17 protein-coding genes are annotated in these 25,110 nt (G+C 34.2%); 8 read left to right on the top strand and 9 right to left on the bottom strand.

The window, feature by feature from the left end; genetic code table 11:
* Positions 1–39 precede the first annotated feature (39 nt).
* The 3 genes from OZP08_RS11550 to OZP08_RS11540 all read right to left on the bottom strand — a co-directional run bounded on the left by OZP08_RS11550 (position 40) and on the right by OZP08_RS11540 (position 3,061).
* Positions 40–582 (bottom strand): Crp/Fnr family transcriptional regulator, encoded by a 543-nt coding sequence (locus tag OZP08_RS11550; protein ID WP_268846238.1) that lies wholly within the window; start codon positions 580–582, stop codon positions 40–42.
* Between the two features lie 87 nt (positions 583–669).
* Complete coding sequence (locus OZP08_RS11545) at positions 670–2,706, bottom strand: tetratricopeptide repeat-containing sensor histidine kinase (RefSeq protein WP_281321887.1); 2,037 nt, start codon at positions 2,704–2,706, stop codon at positions 670–672.
* A 109-nt stretch (positions 2,707–2,815) separates the two neighbouring features.
* Positions 2,816–3,061, bottom strand: coding sequence for a hypothetical protein (locus OZP08_RS11540; protein ID WP_268846236.1), 246 nt, complete (start codon positions 3,059–3,061; stop codon positions 2,816–2,818).
* Between the two features lie 117 nt (positions 3,062–3,178).
* Between OZP08_RS11540 and OZP08_RS11535 the strand changes: the two genes are divergently transcribed.
* The 4 genes from OZP08_RS11535 (at position 3,179) to OZP08_RS11520 (ending at position 5,609) form a co-directional block, all read left to right on the top strand.
* Positions 3,179–3,853: a response regulator gene (locus OZP08_RS11535; RefSeq protein ID WP_281321886.1), complete on the top strand. Its 675-nt coding sequence runs from the start codon at positions 3,179–3,181 to the stop codon at positions 3,851–3,853.
* Positions 3,854–3,997: 144 nt separating this feature from the next.
* Entirely contained in the window at positions 3,998–4,174 is a 177-nt protein-coding gene (locus OZP08_RS11530) for a histone H1 (RefSeq protein WP_268846234.1), read from the top strand.
* Between the two features lie 200 nt (positions 4,175–4,374).
* The gene (locus OZP08_RS11525; protein WP_281321885.1) at positions 4,375–5,007 is read left to right on the top strand and encodes an MCP four helix bundle domain-containing protein; all 633 of its coding nucleotides are present in this window, start codon (positions 4,375–4,377) and stop codon (positions 5,005–5,007) included.
* Between the two features lie 41 nt (positions 5,008–5,048).
* Positions 5,049–5,609, top strand: a complete 561-nt coding sequence (locus OZP08_RS11520; protein WP_268846232.1) for a DUF6642 family protein — start codon at positions 5,049–5,051, stop codon at positions 5,607–5,609.
* A gap of 61 nt (positions 5,610–5,670) precedes the next feature.
* On the opposite strand, the gene OZP08_RS11515 is transcribed toward OZP08_RS11520, so the two are convergent.
* A complete protein-coding gene (locus tag OZP08_RS11515; RefSeq protein ID WP_281321884.1) occupies positions 5,671–6,552 on the bottom strand; it encodes a pirin family protein in 882 nt (293 codons plus the stop codon).
* Between the two features lie 351 nt (positions 6,553–6,903).
* On the opposite strand from OZP08_RS11515, the gene OZP08_RS11510 reads away from it, so the two are divergent.
* From OZP08_RS11510 to OZP08_RS11495, 4 genes are all read left to right on the top strand, one after another.
* Positions 6,904–7,821: an alpha/beta fold hydrolase gene (locus OZP08_RS11510; RefSeq protein ID WP_268846230.1), complete on the top strand. Its 918-nt coding sequence runs from the start codon at positions 6,904–6,906 to the stop codon at positions 7,819–7,821.
* Positions 7,822–7,873: 52 nt separating this feature from the next.
* Positions 7,874–8,653 carry a DUF3108 domain-containing protein gene (locus tag OZP08_RS11505; protein ID WP_281321883.1) on the top strand — a complete coding sequence of 260 codons (780 nt, stop codon included), beginning with the start codon at positions 7,874–7,876 and terminating at the stop codon, positions 8,651–8,653.
* A gap of 413 nt (positions 8,654–9,066) precedes the next feature.
* Positions 9,067–12,603 carry a PAS domain S-box protein gene (locus OZP08_RS11500; RefSeq protein WP_281321882.1) on the top strand — a complete coding sequence of 1,179 codons (3,537 nt, stop codon included), beginning with the start codon at positions 9,067–9,069 and terminating at the stop codon, positions 12,601–12,603.
* A 52-nt stretch (positions 12,604–12,655) separates the two neighbouring features.
* Entirely contained in the window at positions 12,656–13,090 is a 435-nt protein-coding gene (locus OZP08_RS11495) for a response regulator (RefSeq protein WP_268846225.1), read from the top strand.
* Positions 13,091–13,125: 35 nt separating this feature from the next.
* Here the strand turns inward: OZP08_RS11495 and OZP08_RS11490 are convergent, their stop codons facing one another.
* The 5 genes from OZP08_RS11490 to OZP08_RS11470 form a co-directional block, all read right to left on the bottom strand.
* Positions 13,126–13,557 carry an acyl-CoA thioesterase gene (locus tag OZP08_RS11490; protein WP_268846224.1) on the bottom strand — a complete coding sequence of 144 codons (432 nt, stop codon included), beginning with the start codon at positions 13,555–13,557 and terminating at the stop codon, positions 13,126–13,128.
* Positions 13,557–14,729 carry an acyl-CoA dehydrogenase family protein gene (locus OZP08_RS11485; protein WP_281321881.1) on the bottom strand — a complete coding sequence of 391 codons (1,173 nt, stop codon included), beginning with the start codon at positions 14,727–14,729 and terminating at the stop codon, positions 13,557–13,559. The genes OZP08_RS11490 and OZP08_RS11485 overlap by 1 nt, the downstream gene beginning before the upstream one ends.
* Positions 14,730–15,228: 499 nt before the next feature.
* Positions 15,229–17,172, bottom strand: a complete 1,944-nt coding sequence (locus tag OZP08_RS11480; RefSeq protein WP_281321880.1) for an OmpA family protein — start codon at positions 17,170–17,172, stop codon at positions 15,229–15,231.
* A gap of 11 nt (positions 17,173–17,183) precedes the next feature.
* Positions 17,184–18,113, bottom strand: coding sequence for a PorP/SprF family type IX secretion system membrane protein (locus OZP08_RS11475; protein WP_268846221.1), 930 nt, complete (start codon positions 18,111–18,113; stop codon positions 17,184–17,186).
* A gap of 55 nt (positions 18,114–18,168) precedes the next feature.
* Entirely contained in the window at positions 18,169–25,047 is a 6,879-nt protein-coding gene (locus OZP08_RS11470; protein WP_281321879.1) for a DUF7507 domain-containing protein, read from the bottom strand.
* Positions 25,048–25,110: the final 63 nt, after the last annotated feature.

The raw sequence follows: 25,110 nt of genomic DNA, 5'->3' as shown, positions 1-25,110 counted from the left end.
GTTAGAAATCCTTAGACGATAACAATTGTTAAGAAATACTTACCTCCTATTTCGGATACGGCTTAACGAAACTGAAGTAATACCTAAAAAGGAGGCTATGTAATGTTGTGGAACCCGTTGCAATATTTCGGGATTATTTTCTAATAATTCTTTATATCTCTTTTCAGGACTATCCTTGATCCGAGAAAGAAACAGTCTTTGATAAAAAACCAATCGCTGAAAAGTATGCTCTTCTATTTCTTGTTTAATTACCAAAGATGTGTCAAGAATTGTTTGGAAATCTTTTTTAGAAATAGAATGTATAATGCAAGGTTCTATGCATTCTATTGTGAACATACTTGGTTGATTTGTTCTGAAACTCTCTATTGATGAAACGCCTTCTCCTTCAAAGAAAAACTGAAATGTTATGTCTTTTCCATTATTATTAAACCATATTCTTATACAGCCTTTTTCAATGTAAAATGCCTTTTTTGAAACTTCTCCTTCCTTTAAAAGAATTGTCTTTGCAGAAACCTCTTGTCGGTTAAAAAGATGCTTAAACTTATCCCACTCGCTATTATCAGTCTTGAAATCTTCTATCATTCGGTCAATCCGTTAATGTTTACTGATTCATTAATAGAGTACTTAATAAAAATGGTTTGTTCTATTTAGGCATAAAAAAAAATCTATTTATGAGGATAGTGTTTGTAGATCAAATACAACTTCAATCTTTGTGCCTTCTCCAATTTTTGATTCAATATTAAATTGTCCTTTCAACGAGCTGGCTCTTTCTCTCATGTTACTCAATCCAATACCGCCTTTTTTACTTGCCATATCAAATCCTTGTCCATCATCAGTAATACTCATTTTTAAAATATTATTGTCGATTCTCTGAATTTTAACCTCACATTTGCTAGCATTTGCATATTTATTAATATTCAAAATAGCCTCTTGGATGATACGGTATAAATTGATTTTATATATATTTTCAACACTTTCCCATTCAAACATTCCATCATTGATATATTGAAATTGGGTTTTGGTAAACTCTTTTTGATTTTCGACTAAACCTATCAAAAGCACATTAAAGTCATTACCATCAAAGAAAGAGCTTCGGCTTAAATCATGTGATATTGTCCTAAGTTCATTTTCTATACTCTGCAATTCAGTAATATAAATTTTTCGTTTCTCGATTGTTTCCTCATCTACAGAAGAATTAAAAACCCCTAAATTCATCCGGACTCCATAGATTTTATTCATTACACCGTCGTGCAATTCTTTTGCCATTCTGGCCTTCTCATTATCTTTTGCAGTATCAATCTTTTTTTGTTGCTCAGTCAACAGCATATAAATTTCTTCATTAGCTATTTGCTGTTTCTTGATAAACTGTAACTCTTTATTTCTATATTTTAAATAACGGAAACCAATAAGTAATACCAGTATTATGATTAACCCGAATGAAGTAATTAAAATATAAAAGTTTTCTTTTGTCAGGATTTTATTTTCATCCTCAATTCTTGACGTTTCATATTCGATTCTGGCATATTTATTATGGGCATTCTTTTGTACTAAATTGATACTGTCACTTACTTTAATGTACTCATTTGCATAAAATAACCTATCTGTTTTATCTAATTCAGACAGCAATTTTAATGAGGCTAAAATTTCATTACTATTCTTAATTTTAACTGCTAATCTATTGGCTTCTTTTAAAATTTCAATTGATCTTACAGTATCCTTTTGGGTCAAAAAATATTCTCCTATATGTATTTTTTTATATAAAACATCAGAATCATCACCTAGGCTGTCAACAATTTTTAAAGAATTAAAAAACATGGAATCAACATCTTTATAATCCCCGCTTTTCATCTTAGAATAAGCCAAATTACCTAAAGCTTTAGCATATAAAATTGGTGACCTTCTTTTTAATTCTTCTGTCAACAATTTTTTCAATTGCTCTATAGACTTCGAATATTCCTCTTTTAAATCATATAAATTACATATATTAATAACTGTGCATGCTGCATAATTGCTTATCTCATCCTTTTCTTTATCATTGCTCTTTATTTTTTCTAAATCAAGCAATGCTAATTTATGATATCGTAATGCTTCATCATAATTAACCAATTTTTCCAAGCAATTACCCATTAAAGTATTACAAGAATACATCAACAGATAATTCTTCGATATTTTCAAGTACTTCAGTGCTTTAGAAATTTCGACCTCACATTCTACATAGTTTCCGTCATAAAATAAAACATAGGCTTTGTTAAACAACATTCTGCCCATATTATCATAGTCATGAATCTTGAAATATAATTTTTCTGCTTGTAAATAATAAAAGTAGGCGCTATCCCTTTTTGAGTTTTGGTAACAATCACCTACATAAAATAATGCCTTTGAAATTCTGAGACTATCATTGGCTTCCTTTGAGAGTTGCAAAGCTTTTAAACTGGAAGATAAAGATTTTTCTAAATTATTGATATAATAATATTCAGTTGCAACCTTTAAATATAAATTTCTGGTAACGGAATCATTTTCCTTGGTTTTTAGTAAATCCCCTACAGAATCTAGATACTTCTCTTTTTTATTTTTTTCTAAACTTTCTAAATACGTTTTGTTAAATAAAACTGTATTGTCATTTATATGTGCGTCCGAATTATTCTTCTGACATGAAAAAAAAAGGAGTAATAGAAGTAAAGAATTTATTTTAGAAAGAGTATTCAAACCGCAATTATTGTTTTATAATTCCAAATATAATATTAAAAAACAGAAATACCATATGATTCACAAATAAATCATATGGTATTTCTGTTTAAACGATTATAACTGAATACTATCTTGGTGGTCTTGGGTTAATTGGGTCACCATCTGGACTTGTATTACCTTCAGCTCCATTAGGAGTATTAATTGCTGTAGTATCAATTGCTTTAGCATTTAGCCCTCCTTTCAAAACTGATTGAGGAGCGATTCTTGAATCTTTAGATTTGGCGCCTTGTACTTCATAACTATCCTCATCATTAGAACAAGAATAAGTTAATAAAGAAATGGAAATAATTCCGGCTATGTATAATTTTTTCATAATATTATTTAGTTTAAGTTAAACATCAATGAATATAACAAATGAACATCTTTCCCTGAATTAAATATTACGGTAATACCGTAATATTTGACTAAATTTGGGGTAAAGTAGGACAAAATGAATATACCTCTAAATATTTTGATCGTTGATGATCACCCTATGACAGTTGACAGTTATAGCAATCTTTTATCTGTCAGTGACTTTAAACACCCCCCCCCTAATTTTATAAAAAGTTATAATTGTCAAGATGCATACAACAAAATATTTTCTTATCTCAACCTAGGTACAAATATTGATTTGGCTTTATTAGATATTAGCCTTCCTCCTTATATGGAACATAATATTGAAAATGGTATTGACCTTGCCTTATTAATTAGATTAAAATTCACAAATTGCAAAATCATCCTCCTTACAATGCATAGCGAGCCTCTTACTGTAGATAAAATCATTAAAGAAATACATCCAGAAGGCTTCGTTTCTAAAAGCGATATTAATTTTGAATTATTCCCTGTTATTTGCAAAAAAATTATGGTTGGAGAAATTTACCGGAGCCCGACTATAATTAAATCGCAGAAAGAATTGCTTAACAGTAATATCAATTGGGACAAACATGACAATCAAATTTTACTTTTAATTTCAGAGGGAGTCAGAACGGTTAACCTTCCTGAATATATCCCTCTCTCTATGAGCGCTATAGAGAAAAGAAAAGCAAATATAAAAGAGCAACTACTAATGGGGAAAGGCAGTGATAGGGATCTAATAATTAAAGCTAAAAAATTAGGGCTGTTGTAAAAACCCGTAAATACTCAACACCTAGAGTTTTAAAAATCAATACACTACAGTAATCTCTAAAAAATTACTAGAATTTTAACAATATATTATCCTTATCTAATAATCGAACTTCTATTTTTGCGTCCTAATTAAAAACGCATTATCATGAAAGATTTATTCGAAAAAATCACAGCCGAATTCGAAACATTCAAAACTGAGGCCGATCTACAAATTGAAAAAGGAAACAAATCGGCAGGAACAAGAGCTCGTAAATCTAGTTTAGATTTAGAAAAATTGTTAAAAGAGTTTAGAAAAGTATCTGTAGAAGAATCAAAAAAATAAGATTATTTTCAACGACTAGCCCTTTAGATTTTCTAAAGGGCTTTTTTTTATCATTTCTACTACTATTAAAAAAAACTCAACTCCCAATCTTTCCTTTTAAATTGGGACATAAAATGTGTGATAGTACTTCTTCAATCCTCTTTAATGTTTCTGAAACAAATCCATGACAAAATCTTATATTGCATGGTATAAAATCCATCATGATGAAAGATCTAAAAAAATACAGTAATAAGACAAAAGCAGCTTTTGTTTTACTTATCGTTATGCTCATTATATTATTAAGTAATTTCAAAACGTTACAGAATTCTAAAAAAGCAAATGAGGATATCAATGCAATCTACAATGACCGATTAGTAGTAGCCCGCTATATCTTTCAGTATGCCAATGAACTTCAATCCATAAAAGCAAAAGCCATACAAATAAAACTCAGTAACATTCAGAGAAAGGATATTATTACTACTGCATTAAAGGACATTCAAAATATCAATAAATTATATTTAGAAACGGTTTTAACCCCAAAAGAAAGAACATCCTTTGTGTCATTTCAAACTTCATGTTCCGCGATTAATGAACAGTCTAAAAAAAGTAACTGGTCACAAGTAGAATACTTCAGTGATCAGGCTTTACAAGCATTGGAGCTGCTATCACAAATTCAAATAGAAGAAGGGAAATCAAAATTATCAAACTCAAATGCCTTGCATAAAGGTAATACCACTTTTGGAGAACTTCAGATTGCTTTACTGGTCATTTTAGGTGGTTGTGCATTATATTTATTGATGTCCAAGAAAAACAAGATAACTGTCAAAATACCTGAACCACCAAGTATGAATTAATTCTATATGGCATCAATTGGCATTCACATAAACTAAATTATATGGATCATGACAACTTTATTTTCTGCCTCGAAGTCGTTCCCGATGTAGAAACTCACACCACTACTGAGGTGGTCAAAACCTTAGAACAACTAGCAATCAAAGAAGGTATCGCTAGCATTTATAAAATGTGTGATTCAATTGAAGGGTTCGAAGAAAGCTTAAATACCTTGCTTTATGACGACCATAATTTTAAAAATTATGAAATCATCTATTTAGTCGTTCCAAGTGAAGGAAACAACATTTGTATCAATGAGTATTGCTATAGTCTGGAAGAAATAGCTGAACTCTTTGAAGGAAAAATGAAAGGGAAAATTTTGCATTTTTCTAATGCCAAAATGTTAGACTTAAGCGAAGAAGAATCGCAATATTTCTTAGATATTACTGGAGTACGAGCAGTTTCCGGTTATGGAACCGCATTAAAGATTTTATCCAGTAGTGCTATTGATAAAGCTTTCTTCAGTATATGTCAAGAACATGATAATGTCGTTGAAATTGTAGAAGAACTATACCAAAAACATTATGCTCTCTGTAAACTACTCGATTTTAGATTGTATTATTAATTTACAACAGTTAATAATTTTATACAAAAAGTAACTTCCCTAACTACTTTTATTCTTGTGATTATCTAAATTTAGGTTGTGGTAGCGGCACAAACTCTGTTTCATTAGGTACTTTCGGAAACTTTTGATCGATCCAGTCTTGTTTTGCTTTTTCAATTACAGCTTTATCTGAATGAACGAAATTCCAATAAATGAAATGTTCTTCTAAAAATGCTTCACCTCCAAAAATATAAACCGTACAATTTTCACTCATTTCAAATTGACAAAGACTACTTTCCTTAGCAACCAATATCTGTTTTGAAGCATAGCTGTTTCCATCGTTCTTAATTTCGCCTTCTAAAATATACATGGCGCTTTCTCCAAAAAGATCTTTCCCAATATTCAGAATAGCTTTGGATGTGCTTTTAATTTCAATCAAGTACAAAGGACTATAAACCGGCACAGGTGATTTTTTTCCAAAAGCTTCTCCAGCAATAAGTTTCACAGTAACATTATCTTGTTGCCATTCCGGAATATCTTTGGCTTCTATATGTGCAAAAGACGGTTCTATATCTTCTTTACCTTTAGGCAAGGCTACCCAAATTTGCAAACCATGAAGGCTTTTATCAGTAGTTCTCAAATACTCTGGTGTTCTTTCTGAATGAACCACTCCTTTTCCGGCTGTCATCCAATTGACAGCTCCAGGTGTAATTTCCATCTCTGTACCAATACTGTCTCGATGCAATATGGCTCCCTCAAACAAATAGGTAAGTGTAGAAAGTCCTATATGCGGATGCGGTCCAACATCTAAGTTTTGGTAGTCCTTTAGCTGAGTTGGTCCCATATGATCCAGAAACACAAAAGGGCCTACTGCACGTTTTTCCCTAAAAGGTAACAATCGTCCTACGAGAAAATTTCCGATATCAGCAGCTCTTTCTTCAATGATTAATCCAATGTTTGACATAGTTGTACAGTTTTATGTTACGCTAAATTTATCTTTCAACAGCAATAGAAATACAATGATTCCATCAAAAGATAAATAACAAACGAAATTAATGAAAAAACACAATAAGAATCAACTTAACGACTCATATCATTTTTTTTATTCAATTTAATTGAGAAATAATAACCCACTTTCATTAAATATAAATCAGCAAAGACCATCAATACCCCATAGCCCATTATTAAAAACAACATCTCCATCTATTACGCATTGGATATTTACAAAGTTTATGTTAAAATGTATTCTTTTTCGTAACAAAAAACAAAAACCCCATACTAAGTCCTTTAAAATTAATCATCAAAATCAATAAAAATGAAACGAACAATTATTGCATTAAATTTTATTCTATTTCTGTTATCCACCTCGAAAAGTTCAGCCAAACCCATTAATTTCACTACAAGTGATGGTGTTCAACTCTATGTAAATGTTGTTGGTTCTGGACCTCCCTGTGTATTTGTTCATGGTGGTCCTGGCTCTAACAGTTATTATCTTGAAGGCATAAAAAGCGCCTCATTATTAGAGCAAAAAAATAAAATGATTTACTATGACCAAAGAGGATGCGGTCGCTCTAAAAGCCCTGCAAATGGTGATTATTCATTGGCCAGAATGGAAAAAGATTTGGAAGAAATACGAATCTTTTTAGGGTTTAAAAAATGGAATGTAATGGGACATTCTTTTGGAGGCATTATATCTACACAATATGCCAATGATTATCCCAATAGCATTAGTTCTTTACTCCTTATTCATTGCACTTTGAATATTAATCAATCCTTGATGAGCCATATAGAATTTGGCATTAAAGAATTAAAACTAAAAGACACTCTAGCCTATTACAATGCCGCTACCCCAACAATAGAGAGATTAGGCATGATTCACAAACAACTTGGTGACAAAAAAGTTATGTACAAACTAATGTTCCGTAACCAATATGAAAAAGACTTGAATGACACTATAGACAATCCGATTGGAAAGAAAAACCGAGATTTTGCCAATAGCGTTTGGGAAATACAAGAGTATTTTAAAGATTATAACAAAGTAACTAAAAACATCAAGTGTCCTGTTCTTATAATGACCGGAGATAATGATTTTGCAATTGGTCCAAATCATTATAAACAATTTGAATTCCCTAATAAGACCATAATACATTATAATGGCGGTCACGCTCCTTTTCAGGAAGAGCCACAATGGTTTTCAGAAAAAATAACTCTCTTTTTAGAAACTAAAAAATAAACAAAAATTAATTATAGCCTTTTAAAAAATAATTTAAAACATTAAAATAACAATGAAAAAATCATATCTAATCCTACTATTTCTTCTCCATTTTTTTACAGGTTTTTCTCAAAAAGGAGATACAATTTTTATAAACAATAAAAATTTAGAATTGCAACACTTACACACTGGTAGTAGTTCATATATTATTTTTACGAAAAAAAACACATCAGGTCCAGCTGAACGAATCATACTCGTAAAAATTAAAACTGAACCTACAACCTATCAGAATAAAAAGGCATTTGAAATTAAACAGCAATGGGATGTAGATGGTATGGCACATACTGCTACTACAGTATTAGATAACACAGATGCCTCAACACTATATCATGAAACATGGTGGAAAAGACTAGGATACACTATGAAATTTGACTTTATGTCAAAAAAAGTTTCTTTTGATGGCACTGTAAATGATACTATAAAATCTAAAATAACTAACGAGTTTGAAACTTCTTCAAAACAATTTAACCTTAATTGGCATTCTGATTTAGTTCTTTTCCCAACACTGCCTTTTAAATTAAATCGAACTTTAGCAGTTCCTTTTTACGATCCTGGTTTTGGTAATGCTGTAACTGCTTATTATAAAATTATAGATACTGAAACTCTATTTGATAATAACGGTAAAAAAATAGCTTGTTGGATAATGGAACATCGAGAGGAAGATCCAAAAAATGGTGTTTCTATTCAACGATTTTGGATTTCTAAAAAAACCAAAGAAATTTTAAAAGAAGAAGATCAATTTCCAAACGGATTAAGGTTCAAATATAAAATAGGAATCGCTGTCCCAATATAAAAGGACTGTCCTCAAAAGATAAATATCTATAAAAGCACAATGAGAATCATTATGATCATTCTCATTGTGCTTTTTTTAATCAGACTCAGAAATATTAATCTCTTTAATTAAAACATATATACTTAGAGCTCCCTAGTCTTTTATAACATATGATTACTGAAGCACTTACAGGAATATTTTTACTAATTTTTCGAACCTTTCGCAGATTAGAAAATATATTTTTACTAATTTTAGACTTTAGCCAAAAAAAATCATAAGTATTAGAAATGCATTTGAGACATTTTAGCTGTACATAATTATCCTATTTTAAGTTGTTGTTGTTTTTACTATTACTTATGTATAAACATATCGATTTCAAGAGCCTATTTTTCTTGAATTCTTTAGAAAGAATAAGTCTATAAATGACCCAAACAATGAAAAACAAACCAGAAGGAGAATATCATATACCGCCTTTTTTAAATTCAGAACCAATTGCTATTCTAACAATTGCTCTGTTCTATGTTTTAATTGCCCGCGTGAGTTTATTGTTTTCGATTTCTCCTGGTAACGTTTCACCAATATATCCGTCGATTGGCTTGGCGATTGCTTCAGTTCTTATTTTGGGACGCAGAATGCTTTTTGCCATTTGGCTGGGATCTTTTGCAACAAATATGATTCTCTTCAATCAGGCTTCTCAGACAAATGAAGATTCTTTTCTAAAAATATTTTTGCTTACCTCTTTAATCGCTTTAGGAACTACATTTGCTACAGCCATAGGCATTTCATTAATAGAAAAATATACTAAAGGAGAATACCCATTAAAAAACGGAAAAAACATTTTGTTATTCCTTATTATTGGGTTATTTGTAGCTTGCTCTATAAATTCCATAATAGGAGTATCTTTCTTATTTATGGCTGGACACGTACAGGAGCTGGAAATTGTATATACTTTTACAACCTGGTTTTTAGGAGATGCCATAGGATTTATTATTCTTGCCCCTTTTATCCTTGCTTGGTTCTATAAAAATTCAATCAAATTAGATCTGAATTATCTACTGAAATTGATTGGAATGATAACATTAATCATTGCCTTGAGTTTAGTAATTTTTCACTATACAAAAGAAAGTAAATACCTTATTTTAACCGTTTTATTGATAACTGCTTATCATTTTGATTTACGGTTTACTACTGTTATTATTCTAATTTTTGCTATCTTTTCAGTAATTGTAACCTGTTTAGGAATTGGGCCATTTGTAATGATGAACAGTAATGATTCCATACTATATTTGGATTTTTTCCTAAGCATTTCGACTGTCACAACTTTGCTTTTTGCTGGGGTTATTTCTGAACGAAAACTTGCTGATGAAAATCTTAAAAAGCAGGCACACTCGCTAAATGAGCGTGTTAAGGAACTCAAATGTCTTCATACAATCTCCGAGATTACTCAAAAAAAGGATATTTCACTGGAAAAAATCATCAAAAAAAGCCTTCCGGTTATCGTCAATGGATACCAGTTTCCCGAAATAACAACTTGTAGTATCTCCTTAATGGGATCAGTGTATACTATGCCCAACTTCAGGAAAACAAAATGGTCTCAGGAATGTGACATTTTTGTAGAGGGAAAAAACCTTGGAAAAATTGGAGTGTATTATCTAGAGGAAAAACCAGTAGAATACGAAGGTCCATTCTTATTAGAAGAAGGAAATCTATTAAAATCTGTTTCCGATATTTTGGGAAAAACTATTGAAAGCATGCAAATGATGGATGAACTTCAAAAAAAACAAGGCATCTTGCAATCTACCATCGAAAGTCCGAAAGACATTAGTATTTATTCTATTAATCGAGACTACGAATATCTAAGTTTTAATCATTTACACCAATCACTGATAATACAGAAATATAATATTATCATTGAAAAAGGAATGAGTCTTCTAGATTGCATTGAAAATCCAGAAGACAAAAAAAGATACCAAAATGAATTCGATAAAGTTTTTGAAGGTAAAAACTTTAGTATCATTGATGAAAACAAAAAAGATTCAACCTATTGGGAAATAAAATGCAGTCCAATTATAAATCAGAAAGATGAAATCATAGGAGCCACCGTTTTTTCCCTAAACATTACTGATAAAATAAAAGCCGCCGAAGCTTTAAGAAAGAGTGAAGAAAAATACCGTTCCGTTTTTGAAAACGTACAGGATGTCTTTTATATTACCAAAATGGACGGAACTTTTATTGAAATCAGTCCATCTGTTAAAGCTGTTACCGGTTATGATCCAATAGAATTAATCGGCTCTAATGCAGAATCTATTTATATTTCGGGCAATCGAAATTTATTTCTAGATGCTCTAAAGAAAAACAGTAAGATAAAAGGTTTTGAAACACAGACCTCCCATAAAAGCGGAAAAATAATAGATGTTACAATTGATGCTACACTACTATTTGACTCAGAGGGCAACCCTACCCATATAGAATCCGTACTGAGAGATGTTACTGAACGCAAAAAAACAGAAGAAGCTCTCAGAAAGAGTGAAGAAAAATACCGTACTATTTTTGAGAATATCCAAGATGTATTCTTTCAGAGTAACTTTGATGGTGTAGTCTTAGACATAAGTCCCTCTATACTGCAGCATACCGGATATACCAGAGAAGAACTTATAGGAACTTCTATTGTCTCCTATTATGTAAACCCAAAAGAAAGAGAAAATTTTCTAGAAACTCTATTAACCTACAATGAGGTTACCGATTTTGTAATCCAGATGAAAACCAAATTTGATGAGATATTATACATTTCGGTAAATGCCCGATCAATTTTAGGCAGTGATGGTAAAAGATATATAGAAGGAGCTTTGAGAAATGTTAACGATCGTAAAAAATCGGAAGAAGCCCTAAAAAAGAGTGAGGAAAAATACCGTTCAATTTTTGAAAATGTACAGGATGTTTTCTTTCAGACTTCATTGAATAATGATCTGGTTATGGAGATAAGCCCTTCCTGCGAAACACTATCTGGTTACACTAGAGAAGAAATTATAGGTGTTAATGCCATTACATTTTTTTATAAACCCGAACAGAGGATTCCATATCTTAAAACATTATATAAAAAAGGAGAAGTTCTAGACTATGAATTAGAGTTAAAAACGAAGAAAGGAGAAGTACGCAATGTTTCTGTCAGTTCAAAGCTAATTTATGATGCAAAAGGCAATCAAAGCCATATTGATGGAGTAATTAGAGATATAACCCAAAGAAAAATTAATGAAATTGAAATTGCGAATCAAAATACCAGATTACAAGTTCAAAATAAAGAATTGGAGCAATTTGCCTATGTGACTTCACATGATTTACAGGAACCCCTGATTACCCTAAAATGCTTTTCAGACCTTATTACTGATGAATACCGAGATATACTTGACGATCAAGGAAAACAATATCTCAATTTTATCTTTGAGTCCTCTACTCGAATGCAGGAATTGGTTAGGGGCTTATTGGAATATTCCAGAATTGGCAGAGAAAGCAATTTATCCGGAATTGATTGCAATCAAATATTAAACGATATTCTTGCTGATTTAAAAGTATCTATCGATAAAAACAATGTTCAGATTACAATAGATAACTTACCTCATATAAATGGATATCCACTCGGAATCAGATTGCTTTTTCAGAACCTAATTGCTAATGCTATTAAATTCCGAAAAAAAGATGTGACTCCTCAGATTACAATTACCGCCAAAGAACAAAAAAATGATTGGCTTTTTTCAGTAAAAGACAACGGAATTGGGATTGATGAAAAACATTACGATAAAGTTTTCATTATCTTTAAAAGGGTACATAATCGGGAAGATTATGAAGGAACAGGAATTGGTTTAGCACAATGCAAAAAAATAATAGCATTACATGGAGGATCAATCTGGATAGAATCAATACTGGGAGAAGGATCAGATTTTAAATTTACAATTCCAAAAATTTCAATAGCTTAGAAAAACTAATCGAAAAAAAACATAGGTTTCACCATTAAAATAAGAACGATATATGAAAAAAAAACTAGACTGTGTATTATTAATCGACGATGATAGCGCTACCAATTTCATAAACAATATGTTGATTAAAAAATCTGGGATAACAGATAGAATTGAAATAGTCCTTAATGGTGAAGAAGCCTTAGCTTTTCTAACTAAAAACGGAGAACATGAAAGTATTGAGTCTGAAAAATTCACACAACCCCAATTAATTTTTCTTGATATCAATATGCCTGTGATGGACGGTTGGGAATTTATAGAAGCATATGAAGCATTAGACAACTACAAAAAAGATGACACAGTGATTGTTATGCTTACCAGCTCCTTCAACTCAGATGACAGGACTAGAGCCCAAACTTATGATGCTATTTCTAATTTCAAAAACAAGATACTAACATTAAACATGATACAAGATATTATGAATGAACATTTTAGTGAGTATATTTAGTTTTTTATCTATCCATAAAAAGATTCAAGAAATAATCATCTTTGCTCAAACTCATTAATTAATTGAATTAACTCATCAGGAACCAGCATTTTTCTTTGTTTTTGGTAGTCAAAAAGTACTACGTCATGTGTCTTTATAGCCACCAATTTTTGTTGTTTTTCACTGTAATAAAAAGATTTTAGCACGATTCTATCTTCTTTTATTTCATCAGTTTTGGTGCCTATAAAAATAGTATCCGGATACACCAATGGGCTAATGTATTTTACCGATTGAAAAGCCAATATAGGGCTCAAATCAATTTTTCCAGAAGCTAAAGAGAATTCTTCTAAGGCGTGTAAATAATCAATTCGTGCATTTTCTCCCCATCTTACGTAGACTACATTATTCACATGTTGGTAAGCATCCATATCGCCCCATTGCACTTTCATGACTGATATTACTTTGTACTCTTTTAATTCCTCTTCCATTATTTCAATTCATCTTTAAACAATCCACGTGCTATAAGTATTTTCATGATTTCATTCGTTCCGGCATAAATGCGAGCTACACGATTATCTGCATACATATGAGCAATTGGGTAATCCCACATATAGCCATAGCCTCCAAATAATTGCAAACATTCATCAACAACTTGACCACACATATCTGTTGCCGAATATTTAATCATAGAAGCACTTTCGGTTGTTAATTTATGATCTATCAATAATTCAATACATCGATCCATAAAAGCTTGATGCATTTGCATTTGAGTGGCACATTCTGCCAACTTGAATTGAGTATTTTGAAATCCTGCTATAGGTTTTTCAAAAGCGGTACGTTCCGTTGTATAGGCAATTGTGTTTTCAATAGCTCCTTCGGCTGTGGCTACAGCCATAATTCCAACTGTTAATCGCTCCCGAGCCAATTCCTGCATCATGATTTTAAATCCTGCATTTTCATCTCCTAATCGGTTCTCCTTGGGTACTTTTACATTATCAAAAAACAGTTCAGCTGTATCTTGAGATTTCATTCCTATTTTTTTGAGGGGAACTCCTTTACTGAATCCTTCCATTGTTGATTCTACAATAAGTAAAGTAATCCCTTCCTTATCCGTATTATGATTTGTTTTTACAGCCACAATAGCCATATCACACATAAAACCATTCGTGATAAAAGTTTTTTGACCATTCACCAGATAATAATCTCCTTTGTCTTCGGCTGTTGTACGAAGGGCCTTTAAGTCACTTCCGCAATTAGGCTCTGTCATTCCTATTGCTGTAATAATTTCCCCCGTTGCCATTAGTGGCAAATACTTTTGTTTTTGTGCTTCTGTGCCATATTTTAATAAATAGGGAGCCACTATGTCCGAATGCAGTGAAAAACCCGGACCGGTTATTCCCTTTTTGGCAAACTCTTCGATAAGTAGGGAATTAAATGTAAAATTCAATCCACCTCCTCCATATATTTCCGGCATATCCAGACATAATAGTCCCAACTCCCCTGCCTTCTTCCATATTTCACGGGATACCATACCGTTTTTCTCCCACACCTCTAATTGATCTATAATATCATTTGCAATAAAATCCTGAATCATTGCTTTCATCATTTTATGCTCTTCCGAAGCATAAATTTTACGTTCTAATAGTATATTTTGCAGCATAATTTCAAAATTTAAAATTGGAGAATCCTTTTATGAATATGAATAACAAAATAAATAAGGCAATACCAGCAACTATTATCCTCTAAATCAGTTTATAGTAATGATAGCCCTATAAAATTAATCAAAAAAAGGTATTAATTTATGTGTAGTTTTAAATTTTAGCTGAATCCATTATCCAACTGTCAACTCAAAAATCTTGTAGTCTCAATAATGATACTTTATAAAATAGGGATGAAAAATCTATTTTTCTAATACTTTTATAAGATCAAATAATTCTTAATTCTCAACTAAATGAAAATAAAAAACTCCCCAATTTCATTATAGAAATTGAGGAGTCGGCAAACGTAAAACTATATTATCGGTCAGGCAGTTGCAACCAGTACCACCTAGAACAACACTCTACTTACTTATTATCATACATTAAAGTAAATAGATACTACCTGAACTAATAATACAAACAAATTAAATAATAAAATTAAATATAGAGAGAGCGTTTGTTTTACATTGCACTAATAATAAATTCACTTCGTCTGTTTGCTTGATGTTCTTCTTCAGTACATTTTACATTATCTGCACAATGATTTACTAATTGAGATTCACCATATCCTTTACCTGTTAATCGTTCGGCAGCTATTCCGTTTTTAACTAACCATGCAACTGTTGCTTTAGCTCTTCTATCCGAAAGCTTTTCATTATAAGCATTAGTTTGTCGGCTATCAGTATGCGAACGAATGTCTATTTTCATTTGTGGATATTGCTTCATAACATCTAGAATTTTCTCTAACTCAAGAGCAGCTTCTTTACGAACAAATGATTTATCTAAATCAAAGTAGATCATTTTTATACCAAAACATTTAGCCAAGTCATCACCAACAGTTACTTTACATATAGATTTCTCTAATTCAATTGGCAGATTGGTTTTTCCAGATTCTTTTCCAATAGTTGCTTTTTGTTCTTTGGTCTCGTAATCTGTTCTAATTGCTCGTACATAATATACCTCTCCACAATTAACCGCAAATGTATAATGTGCGTTACTATCTGAAGTAGTTTGTTGTAATTCTTTGAACTTACTATCCAATAAAATTAGCTGTGTATTTGGTAGCAATTTCCCATCGGCCTTATCTGTTATAATTCCTTCTAATTCCTGTTCGCAGATAAGCTTCTTGGTCTCTGTGAATTTGTAAATATCATCATATCCTTTTCCTCCTTCTCTGTTTGATGTAAAATATCCTTTTCTGCTTTTGCTGTCAATAAAAAAGGCGAAATCATCTGTTTTTCCATTTACTGGTTCTCCCACGTTTTGAGGGTTAGAGATTGTTCCATCGCTAGCAATAGTAGCAACAAATATATCCAAACCTCCTAATCCTGGATGTCCATCAGTTGCATAATACAACTCATTATCAGCACTTATAAAAGGAAAAGTTTCTCTTCCTTCAGTATTTACTTTGTTTCCAAGATTTTCTGGTTTCCCAAAGCTACCGTCACTATTGATTGCCACTTTGAACAAATCAGACTGTCCTAATGTTCCAGGCATATCTGAAGCAAAATATAACGTTTTATCATCTGCACTAAGTGCTGGATGTGCTAAACTATACTCATTACTATTAAATGGTAACTCAACAACATCACCCCACACTCCTTCATTATTTAAACTTGCTTTATACAATTTAAGCAAAGTGTTTTTATTGATATCTTTTCCTCTCTTACCTCCCAAAAAGTTATTTCTGGTGAAATACATTGTTTTACCGTCTTTGGTAAAAACGGGTGTCGATTCATGAAACTTAGATCTAATGTTCTTATCAAATCGTACTGGTTTACTTAAATTCCCATCTAAATCAACATCAGCAGTATAGAGATTCGTAAACGATTGGTTGTTCCATTTAAATACTTTTTTAGTTATACCACCTGTATCTCTTGCTGATGCAAATACCAGCTTATTATCTAAAAATGAACTTCCGTAATCCGAAAATTTAGAGTTAATCCCTGCATCTTCTATAAAAAAGCGTCCAGAGTTGGCTTTGATTTCCTGAAGGTAGTTTTTATTGTTTAAAAAAAGCTTCCCTCTTAAATCATTCCCCGACTTTTGATTAAATTGTTCCAAGAACTTATCAGCTTTTGCATAATCTCCCATTGCTTTCAAACATTGGGAATATCTATAATAATATTCGGGTTCTTGTTCCTCGTTCATTCCAAATAGCTGCTCATACCATTTTCCCGCTTCCTCTAATTTGGCATTAAAATAATAGGCGTTCCCTAATTTTCGAAACATATCACTGTCTTTATATCCTTTATTGGCTATTCGCTCATAGGTGGCAATAGCATCAACATAGGCATAACGATCGTATTTTTTATCGGCCGAAGCCACACCAGCCTTTTGTGAATACCCTTGCATCACAAGAGCACTACTAAAAAGGATACTATAAAGTAATTTTTTAATTTCCATAGTAGCTAATATTAAAAGAATCTTGGAGATATTATTCTATCGAACTTATTAAGGAATTCGTATCTTAAGAAGATTTCATGTGAACCTGAATTGTAATGTGACAATTGGGTAGTTTCATAATCATATGCATATCCTATGAACCAAGAATCCGACACTTGGAAACCTGCTAAAGCACTTACTGCAGCACTCCATCTATAGGCTACTCCTAACACCAACTTTTCGTGTATCAAAAAGTTTCCGGACAAATCAACTTGCAAAGGAGCTCCGGATACATACTTTGTAAGTACTGCCGGTTTGAACTTTACTTCTGTACTCAAATCAAATACATGTCCAGCAATTAAATAACCTGTGATATTCTCTTTGGCTATATGACTAGTTGCTCCTGAACTGGCATTTTTATCAAAATGTTTTGTCTCCAATAAATTTGGGGCTGATAAACCTACATAGGTTTTGTCTGAATGCAAATAAAACCCTACTCCGATATTAGGAGAAAATTTATTATCTATGTTCGTTTCAAAATCATAATCATTCTTATCATATTGATTCAGTTTTGTAAAATCAACATTTAACAAGTTTGCTGATGCTTTTAACCCGAAAGACAATTTGTAGCTTTCTGACACTGGAATAGTGTAAGATAAATCTAAAGCAAGATTGTTCTCGTCTGCAGGTCCTATCCTGTCATTTATAAATGATACTCCTATCCCCAAATTACTATTACTTATAGGAGTGTTTATCGAGGCTGAATTGGTTACTGGAGCCCCATCTAAACCTACCCATTGAGTACGGTGCAAAGCAAACACACTCATTACTCCTCTCGATCCTGCATAAGCAGGGTTGATGTTGATAGTATTATACATATATTGTGTAAACTGAGTATCCTGTTGGGCATGAATTAAGCTTGAGAAAAGTATCAAAACCAATCCGATTATTTCTTTTTTCATCTGTTTATGTTTTTATAATTCCTGAGAGTATATGACTCTCAGGAATTAGATTTATCTATTTTCTATTAATATATAAGTAACCTGCTTTTTTGTATGTTGAAGAATTACTATCTCTATATTTAATAACATAATAGTAAGTTCCTACAGGCAATTCCTCAGATTGATTAACCGTTACACGTCCTTCTGAAATACCTTTAAAAGGTCCATCAGTATTGTTGTAATGGTCACGCTCATATACTAAAACTCCCCAACGATTATAAACTTCCAGAGTGTTATCAGGATAACATTCTATTCCACGAATATAAAGAGCATCATTTTCTCCATCTCCATTTGGTGATAAAGCATTAAACACTTCAATCACACATCCTGTAATTGGCAATACAGTTGGATTATCACCTATAGCATTACTATCATTTGAAAGATCACTTACAATAGTTCCTTTTGGATCTGTACCTGTTACCTTCGCTTGATTAGATACAGTTCCTAAATTAATATCTGCTTGTGTTAAAGCATAGACTCCTACAAAACTTGAACTATCAGATTGTCCTACTGACAAACTTATTGGTCCACCCTTAAGGGTAATTCCAGGTAGTGGGTCTGTTATATTAATTTTGTCCAACGCAGTATCACCTGTATTGGTTACTGTAAAATTATAGGTAATAGTTTCTCCCACTTGCGCGTAACCATCGTTATTCTCATCATTAAACACTGCTGTTTTTACAAGGGTTATAGATGGATTAGTAGCTAATGGTGTTGCAGTAGATGTTGATGTATTATTAGCTAGTGTAGGATCATTTTCATTTCCTGTTATTGTTGCCGTGTTGGCATAAGGCCCTGTAGCATTTACAGTTGCCGTTATTGTTAAAATAGCATTCGCTCCATTCGCTAAATTTCCTATTGTCCAATTCGGTGCTGTCCATGTTGTTCCTGCTACTGGTGTTGCACTCACAAAAATGTATCCTGCCGGAAGTACATCTGCTACAGTTACTCCTGTTGCAGCACTAGGGCCATTATTGGTTGCCGATATTGTGAAAACAACATTCGTACCTACTGTAGGGTTAGCATTATCAACCGTTTTTATCACTGCTAAATCAGTACTTGCAACTGGTGTAGGCGTAGATGTTGATGTATTATTCCCTAGAGTAGGATCATTTTCATTTCCAGTAATTGTTGCTGTATTAGCGTATGGTCCTGTTGCGTTTACTGTTGCCGTTATTATTAAAGTGGCATTCGCTCCATTCGCTAAGTTTCCTATCGCCCAGTTCGGTGCTGTCCATGTTGTTCCTGCTGATGGTGTTGCACTTACAAAAGTATAACCTGCCGGAAGTACATCTGCTACAGTTACTCCTGTTGCGGCACTTGGTCCATTATTGGTTGCCGATATTGTGAAAACAACATTCGTACCTACTGTAGGGTTAGCAATATTAGACACTTTTGATACGGCTAGATCTGTACTTGCTACTGGTGTAGGTGTAGATGTTGCTGTATTATTTGCTGGTGTAGGATCATTTTCATTTCCTGTAATTGTTGCCGTGTTGGCATAAGGTCCTACAGCGTTTACTGTTGCCGTTATTGTTAAAGTGGCATTTGCTCCATTCGCTAAGTTTCCTATAGCCCAATTTGGTGCTGTCCATGTTGTTCCTGCTGATGGTGATGCACTCACAAAAGTGTAACCAGCTGGAAGTGTATCTGCTACAGATACCCCTGTTGCAGCACTAGGACCATTATTCGTTGCTGTTATTGTGAAAACAACATTTGCACCAACTGTAGGATTAGCAATATTAGACACTTTTGTCACCGCTAGATCCGTACTCGCAACTGGTGTAGGTGTAGACGTTGATGTGTTATTGGCCGGTGTAGGATCGTTTTCAGTTCCTGTAATTGTTGCCGTATTGGCATAAGGTCCTGTAGCATTTACTGTTGCAGTTATCGTTAAAGTGGCATTCGCACCATTCGCTAAATTTCCTATTGTCCAGTTTGGTGCTGTCCATGATGTTCCTGCTGATGGTGTTGCACTTACAAATGTGTAACCTGCCGGAAGTGTATCTGCCACAGATACCCCTGTTGCAGCACTTGGTCCGTTATTGGTTGCCGTTATTGTGAAAACAACATTTGTTCCAACTGTAGGGTTAGCAATATCAACCACTTTTGTCACCACTAGATCCGTACTCGCAACTGGTGTTGGTGTAGACGTTGATGTATTATTTGCCGGTGTAGGATCGTTTTCAGTTCCTGTAATTGTTGCCGTGTTGCCATAAGGTCCTGTAGCGTTTACTGTTGCTGTTATCGCTAAAGTGGCATTCGCTCCATTCGCTAAATTTCCTATCGCCCAGTTTGGGGCTGTCCATGTTGTTCCTGCTGATGGTGTTGCACTTACAAAAGTGTAACCTGCCGGAAGTGTATCTGCCACAGATACTCCTGTTGCAGCACTAGGACCATTATTAGTTGCCGTTATTGTGAAAATAACATTCGTACCTACTGTAGGGTTAGCAATATTAGACACTTTTGATACGACTAGATCTGTACTTGCTACTGGTGTAGGTGTAGATGTTGCTGTATTATTTGCTGGTGTAGGATCGTTTTCAGTTCCTGTTATTGTTGCCGTATTAGCATATGGTCCTGTAGCGTTTACTGTAGCTGTTATCGTTAAAACAGCATTTGCTCCACTTGCTAAATTTCCTATTGTCCAGTTTGGTGCTGTCCATGTTGTTCCCGCTGATGGTGATGCACTCACAAAAGTGTAACCAGCTGGAAGTGTATCTGCTACAGATACCCCTGTTGCAGCACTTGGGCCATTATTGGTTGCCGTTATTGTGAAAATAACATTTGTTCCTACTGTTGGTGTCGGATTATTTACTGTTTTTGTCACTGCTAAATCTGCACTTGCTACTGGTGTAGGTGTAGATGTTGCTGTATTATTGGCTGGTGTAGGATCAGTTTCAGTTCCTGTTATTGTTGCTGTATTAGCATAAGGTCCTGTAGCATTTACTGTTGCTGTTATCGTTAAAATAGCATTTGCTCCATTCGCTAAATTTCCTATCGTCCAGTTTGGTGCTGTCCAAGTTGTTCCTGCTGCCGGTGCTGCACTTACAAAAGTGTATCCTGCCGGAAGTGTATCTGCTACAGATACTCCTGTTGCAGCACTAGGACCATTATTGGTTGCCGTTATTGTGAAAACAACATTTGTACCTACTGTTGGTGTCGGATTATTTACTGTTTTTGTCACTGCAAGATCTGCACTTCCCATTGGTGCAGGCGTAGATGTTGCTGTATTATTGGCTGGTGTAGGATCGTTTTCAGTTCCTGTAATTGTTGCTGTATTAGCATAAGGTCCTGTTGCGTTTACTGTGGCTGTAATCGTTAAAACAGCATTCGCTCCATTCGCTAAATTTCCTATTGTCCAGTTTGGTGCTGTCCAAGTTGTTCCCGCTGACGGTGATGCACTTACAAAAGTGTATCCTGCCGGAAGTGTATCTGCTACAGATACTCCTGTTGCAGCACTAGGGCCATTATTGGTTGCCGTTATTGTGAAAATAACATTTGTACCAACTGTAGGATTAGCAATATTAGACACTTTTGTCACCGCTAGATCCGTACTCGGAACTGGTGTTGGCGTAGATGTTGATGTATTATTAGCCGGTGTAGGATCGTTTTCAGTTCCTGTAATTGTTGCCGTATTGGCATAAGGTCCTGTAGCATTTACTGTTGCCGTTATCGTTAAAGTGGCATTTGCCCCATTCGCTAAGTTTCCTATTGTCCAGTTTGGTGCTGTCCATGTTGTTCCCGCTGATGGTGATGCACTCACAAACGTGTAACCTGCCGGAAGTGTATCTGCCACAGATACTCCTGTTGCAGCACTAGGTCCATTATTGGTTGCTGTTATTGTGAAAACAACATTTGTTCCTACTGCAGGTGTAGGATTATTAGACACTTTTGTCACCGCCAGATCAGTACTTGCAACTGGAACTGGCGTTGATGTTGCTGTATTATTTGCTGGTGTAGGATCGTTTTCAGTTCCTGTAATTGTTGCCGTGTTGGCATAAGGTCCTGTAGCATTTACTGTTGCCGTTATCGTTAAAACAGCATTTGCTCCATTTGCTAAATTTCCTATCGTCCAGTTTGGTGCTGTCCATGTTGTTCCTGCTGACGGTGATGCACTTACAAATGTGTAACCTGCCGGAAGTGTATCTGCTACAGATACTCCTGTTGCAGCACTTGGTCCATTATTGGTTGCCGTTATTGTGAAAACTACATTTGTACCTACTGTTGGATTAGTGATATCAACCACTTTTGTCACCGCTAGATCAGTACTCGCAACTGGTACTGGCGTAGATGTTGATGTATTATTTGCTGAATTTATATCAGTTTCATTTCCAGTAATTGTAGCCGTATTGCCATAAGGGCCTGTAGCGTTTACTGTTGCCGTTATCGCTAAAGTGGCATTCGCTCCATTTGCTAAATTCCCTATCGTCCAGTTTGGTGCTGTCCATGATGTTCCTGCTGATGGTGATGCACTTACAAATGTGTAACCAGCCGGAAGTGTATCTGCTACAGATACTCCTGTTGCAGCATTAGGTCCGTTATTGGTTGCCGTTATTGTGAAAACTACATTCGTACCTACTGTAGGAGTAGCATTATCAACCACTTTTGATACAGCTAAATCAGTACAATTAGTTGGTAGAGCTAATATCTCTTCTTTTGGCAAAGAATTACATCCAATAGAAAAAGACTTAACAACAACTTGATAAGTACCCACAGCAAGAGATGGGAATATATTACTAACTTGGAATGTTCCTCCATTATCAATACTATATTCTATATCTGCACTTGGTGCAGGATTAGTAACCGTAATAGATCCTGTTGCCGTACTACAAGTTGGTTGAACAACAGTAGTTGTTGGTGTATCAGGAGCCAATTTCTGAACATCATGCGATACATCACTAGAACTAGTACAAACTCCATGGGCACTGGTTATAGTCCATCTAAAGGTATAGATCCCAATAGTATTAATACCAGTAACAACAGCAATGTTATTGGTTGGATTAAGTATAGTAGGTGTTGCTGCTCCAGCAGGAACACTAACTACTGTCCAGAGACCTGTTGAGCCAGTTGATCCTACACTATTCCCTTGCAATGCAAGACCAGAAGAACAACTAACCGTTTGATTAGCACCAGCGTTAGCATTTATTGTCTCGTCAACATGAATTGTAAAATCCGTTTGTAGTGGTCCAGCAATTCCTGAACAAGCATACTCTTGTTCTATAAATGGTCCTACTCCATTCCCATTAAAAGGTGTCAATCTAATCACATAATCACCCGGCATAGTCAAATTAGAAATTACGGTAGAAGTGCTTGTCAAACTTCTTTGTGCTTGACCTTCAAAAGTCACAGTACCTGAACCAGCAGGTTGAGATAATACTGTAAAATTATAACTACCTCCAAAATCTTGAAAATAACTAGGATCTACCACACCTTTATATACTGCCGGTAAAGTAATTGTTGCTGATGAAGCACCAGAACCTGGATAGCAGATAGAAACATTTGGAACACTTAAAGCTGGTCTATTACCATCTGCAATGTGTATATAATAGGTTTGACTAATGCCACAAGTTCCCATAGTAGCACTCACATTAAAACTATAAGTACCTACTTTCCAACCACTTGCTCCTGGATCTACAGATACTGATCTACTCATTGTACCAGCACCATTAAGCGTGATAATAGGTGTGCTTGCACCTGTAGGAAGTATTCCTGCACTGGTAATTGTAGTGACAACTGTTGGAGAATCTGAAGGGTCTAAATCAAAATAGAATAATTCTGGGGTACTTGTACCTGCAACACCGCAGTGAACTTCTCCAGCTGAACCTCCGAACGAATACAGTGCTAATTGTTCAGGGGCACCATGTCCGGTTGGTTGAAAATTAACAGCTTTTGGAGGTGCTCCATTATTTGTGTATGTAATTGGACCTACTGTATTAGTACCACAGCAAGTTGTTATATCAATCGTAAAAACATAAACTCCACTGATATTAGCACCACTAAAATACATTCGGGAACCATCAATTTCTGCTAAATCAATATTAGCCCCCGCAGGCTGGCTTGTTGCAGTAAGAGTATACGTTGCTGCTACTTTTCCAGCAGAATTAGGTGTATTAGAATTAAAAAAAGGAGCAGCTGTCAAATCTATAAATGCCTGAGAACCTGCAGATACACAACTAGACGCAGTGGCAGGAACATTTATTAGTGGATTAGGACAAAATACAACCTTGGCTTCATCTGTATAACTACATACACCATCAGATGATGTGATTGTCAATATAGTGTAATAAGCAGGATCTACTTCATGGTTTGCTTTATTAATCAACGAAAAAGTTGGTGTTGCCGAAGTTGTACTGCTAAAAGATGAATTTGTAGATTGGGTAATCGTATATTTTTCATAAGCAGTTATCTGTCTTGCCTGCCAAGAACCAGTAAAACCAGAAGGTATTACACCTGCCAAAGGCGTTGTTCCTGTTGTAGAGCATATACCTGTTACATCAGCTCCTGCTGTAAAAGAAGCAGGTCTCGGATGTGCTGTAATTGTAACTTGGGATTCTGAAATTCCTGTACCACAAGGGTAAGAAAGTTTGAAAACATAACTCCCATCTGCCGTCATTCCTGTGACATTTGTAATCAAGGAATTTGGTGAAACAATTGTTGGTGTAGTAGGGCCTGACACTAATGTCCAGGTAGCAGTACCTGCCCCAAGAACACCTGAAACTGTACCTGTTAATGTTGCTGCATCACCACAAATAGTTGTATTACCTCCTGCATTTGCCGTACAGTTCTGAGCACTTACTTTTTCTTGGACTCCAAGAAGAAATAATAAAAGAACCAACCCCATTTGAAATGCGGTCTTGCTTTGATTAATAAACTTGAGTAAACATTTTAACATATAAATAAATTTAAAATTTAATATTATCGTTTATATCCCATAACAGGGTCATTATTAAGATGT

Origin of the sequence: Flavobacterium aestivum (assembly GCF_026870175.2) — a bacterium.
GTDB lineage: Bacteria > Bacteroidota > Bacteroidia > Flavobacteriales > Flavobacteriaceae > Flavobacterium > Flavobacterium aestivum.
This window is presented reverse-complemented; position numbering and strand designations above follow the sequence as displayed.

What these genes read in the sequence shown, in the direction of transcription:
- OZP08_RS11480 (WP_281321880.1), bottom strand. Translation starts at nt 17,172, where the DNA reads ATGGAAATTAAAAAATTACTTTATAGTATCCTTTTTAGTAGTGCTCTT.
- OZP08_RS11470 (WP_281321879.1), bottom strand. Translation starts at nt 25,047, where the DNA reads ATGTTAAAATGTTTACTCAAGTTTATTAATCAAAGCAAGACCGCATTT.
- OZP08_RS11530 (WP_268846234.1), top strand. Translation starts at nt 3,998, where the DNA reads ATGAAAGATTTATTCGAAAAAATCACAGCCGAATTCGAAACATTCAAA.
- OZP08_RS11515 (WP_281321884.1), bottom strand. Translation starts at nt 6,552, where the DNA reads ATGTCAAACATTGGATTAATCATTGAAGAAAGAGCTGCTGATATCGGA.
- OZP08_RS11550 (WP_268846238.1), bottom strand. Translation starts at nt 582, where the DNA reads ATGATAGAAGATTTCAAGACTGATAATAGCGAGTGGGATAAGTTTAAG.
- OZP08_RS11535 (WP_281321886.1), top strand. Translation starts at nt 3,179, where the DNA reads ATGAATATACCTCTAAATATTTTGATCGTTGATGATCACCCTATGACA.
- OZP08_RS11475 (WP_268846221.1), bottom strand. Translation starts at nt 18,113, where the DNA reads ATGAAAAAAGAAATAATCGGATTGGTTTTGATACTTTTCTCAAGCTTA.
- OZP08_RS11540 (WP_268846236.1), bottom strand. Translation starts at nt 3,061, where the DNA reads ATGAAAAAATTATACATAGCCGGAATTATTTCCATTTCTTTATTAACT.
- OZP08_RS11490 (WP_268846224.1), bottom strand. Translation starts at nt 13,557, where the DNA reads ATGGAAGAGGAATTAAAAGAGTACAAAGTAATATCAGTCATGAAAGTG.
- OZP08_RS11510 (WP_268846230.1), top strand. Translation starts at nt 6,904, where the DNA reads ATGAAACGAACAATTATTGCATTAAATTTTATTCTATTTCTGTTATCC.
- OZP08_RS11495 (WP_268846225.1), top strand. Translation starts at nt 12,656, where the DNA reads ATGAAAAAAAAACTAGACTGTGTATTATTAATCGACGATGATAGCGCT.
- OZP08_RS11500 (WP_281321882.1), top strand. Translation starts at nt 9,067, where the DNA reads ATGAAAAACAAACCAGAAGGAGAATATCATATACCGCCTTTTTTAAAT.
- OZP08_RS11520 (WP_268846232.1), top strand. Translation starts at nt 5,049, where the DNA reads ATGGATCATGACAACTTTATTTTCTGCCTCGAAGTCGTTCCCGATGTA.
- OZP08_RS11525 (WP_281321885.1), top strand. Translation starts at nt 4,375, where the DNA reads ATGATGAAAGATCTAAAAAAATACAGTAATAAGACAAAAGCAGCTTTT.
- OZP08_RS11485 (WP_281321881.1), bottom strand. Translation starts at nt 14,729, where the DNA reads ATGCTGCAAAATATACTATTAGAACGTAAAATTTATGCTTCGGAAGAG.
- OZP08_RS11505 (WP_281321883.1), top strand. Translation starts at nt 7,874, where the DNA reads ATGAAAAAATCATATCTAATCCTACTATTTCTTCTCCATTTTTTTACA.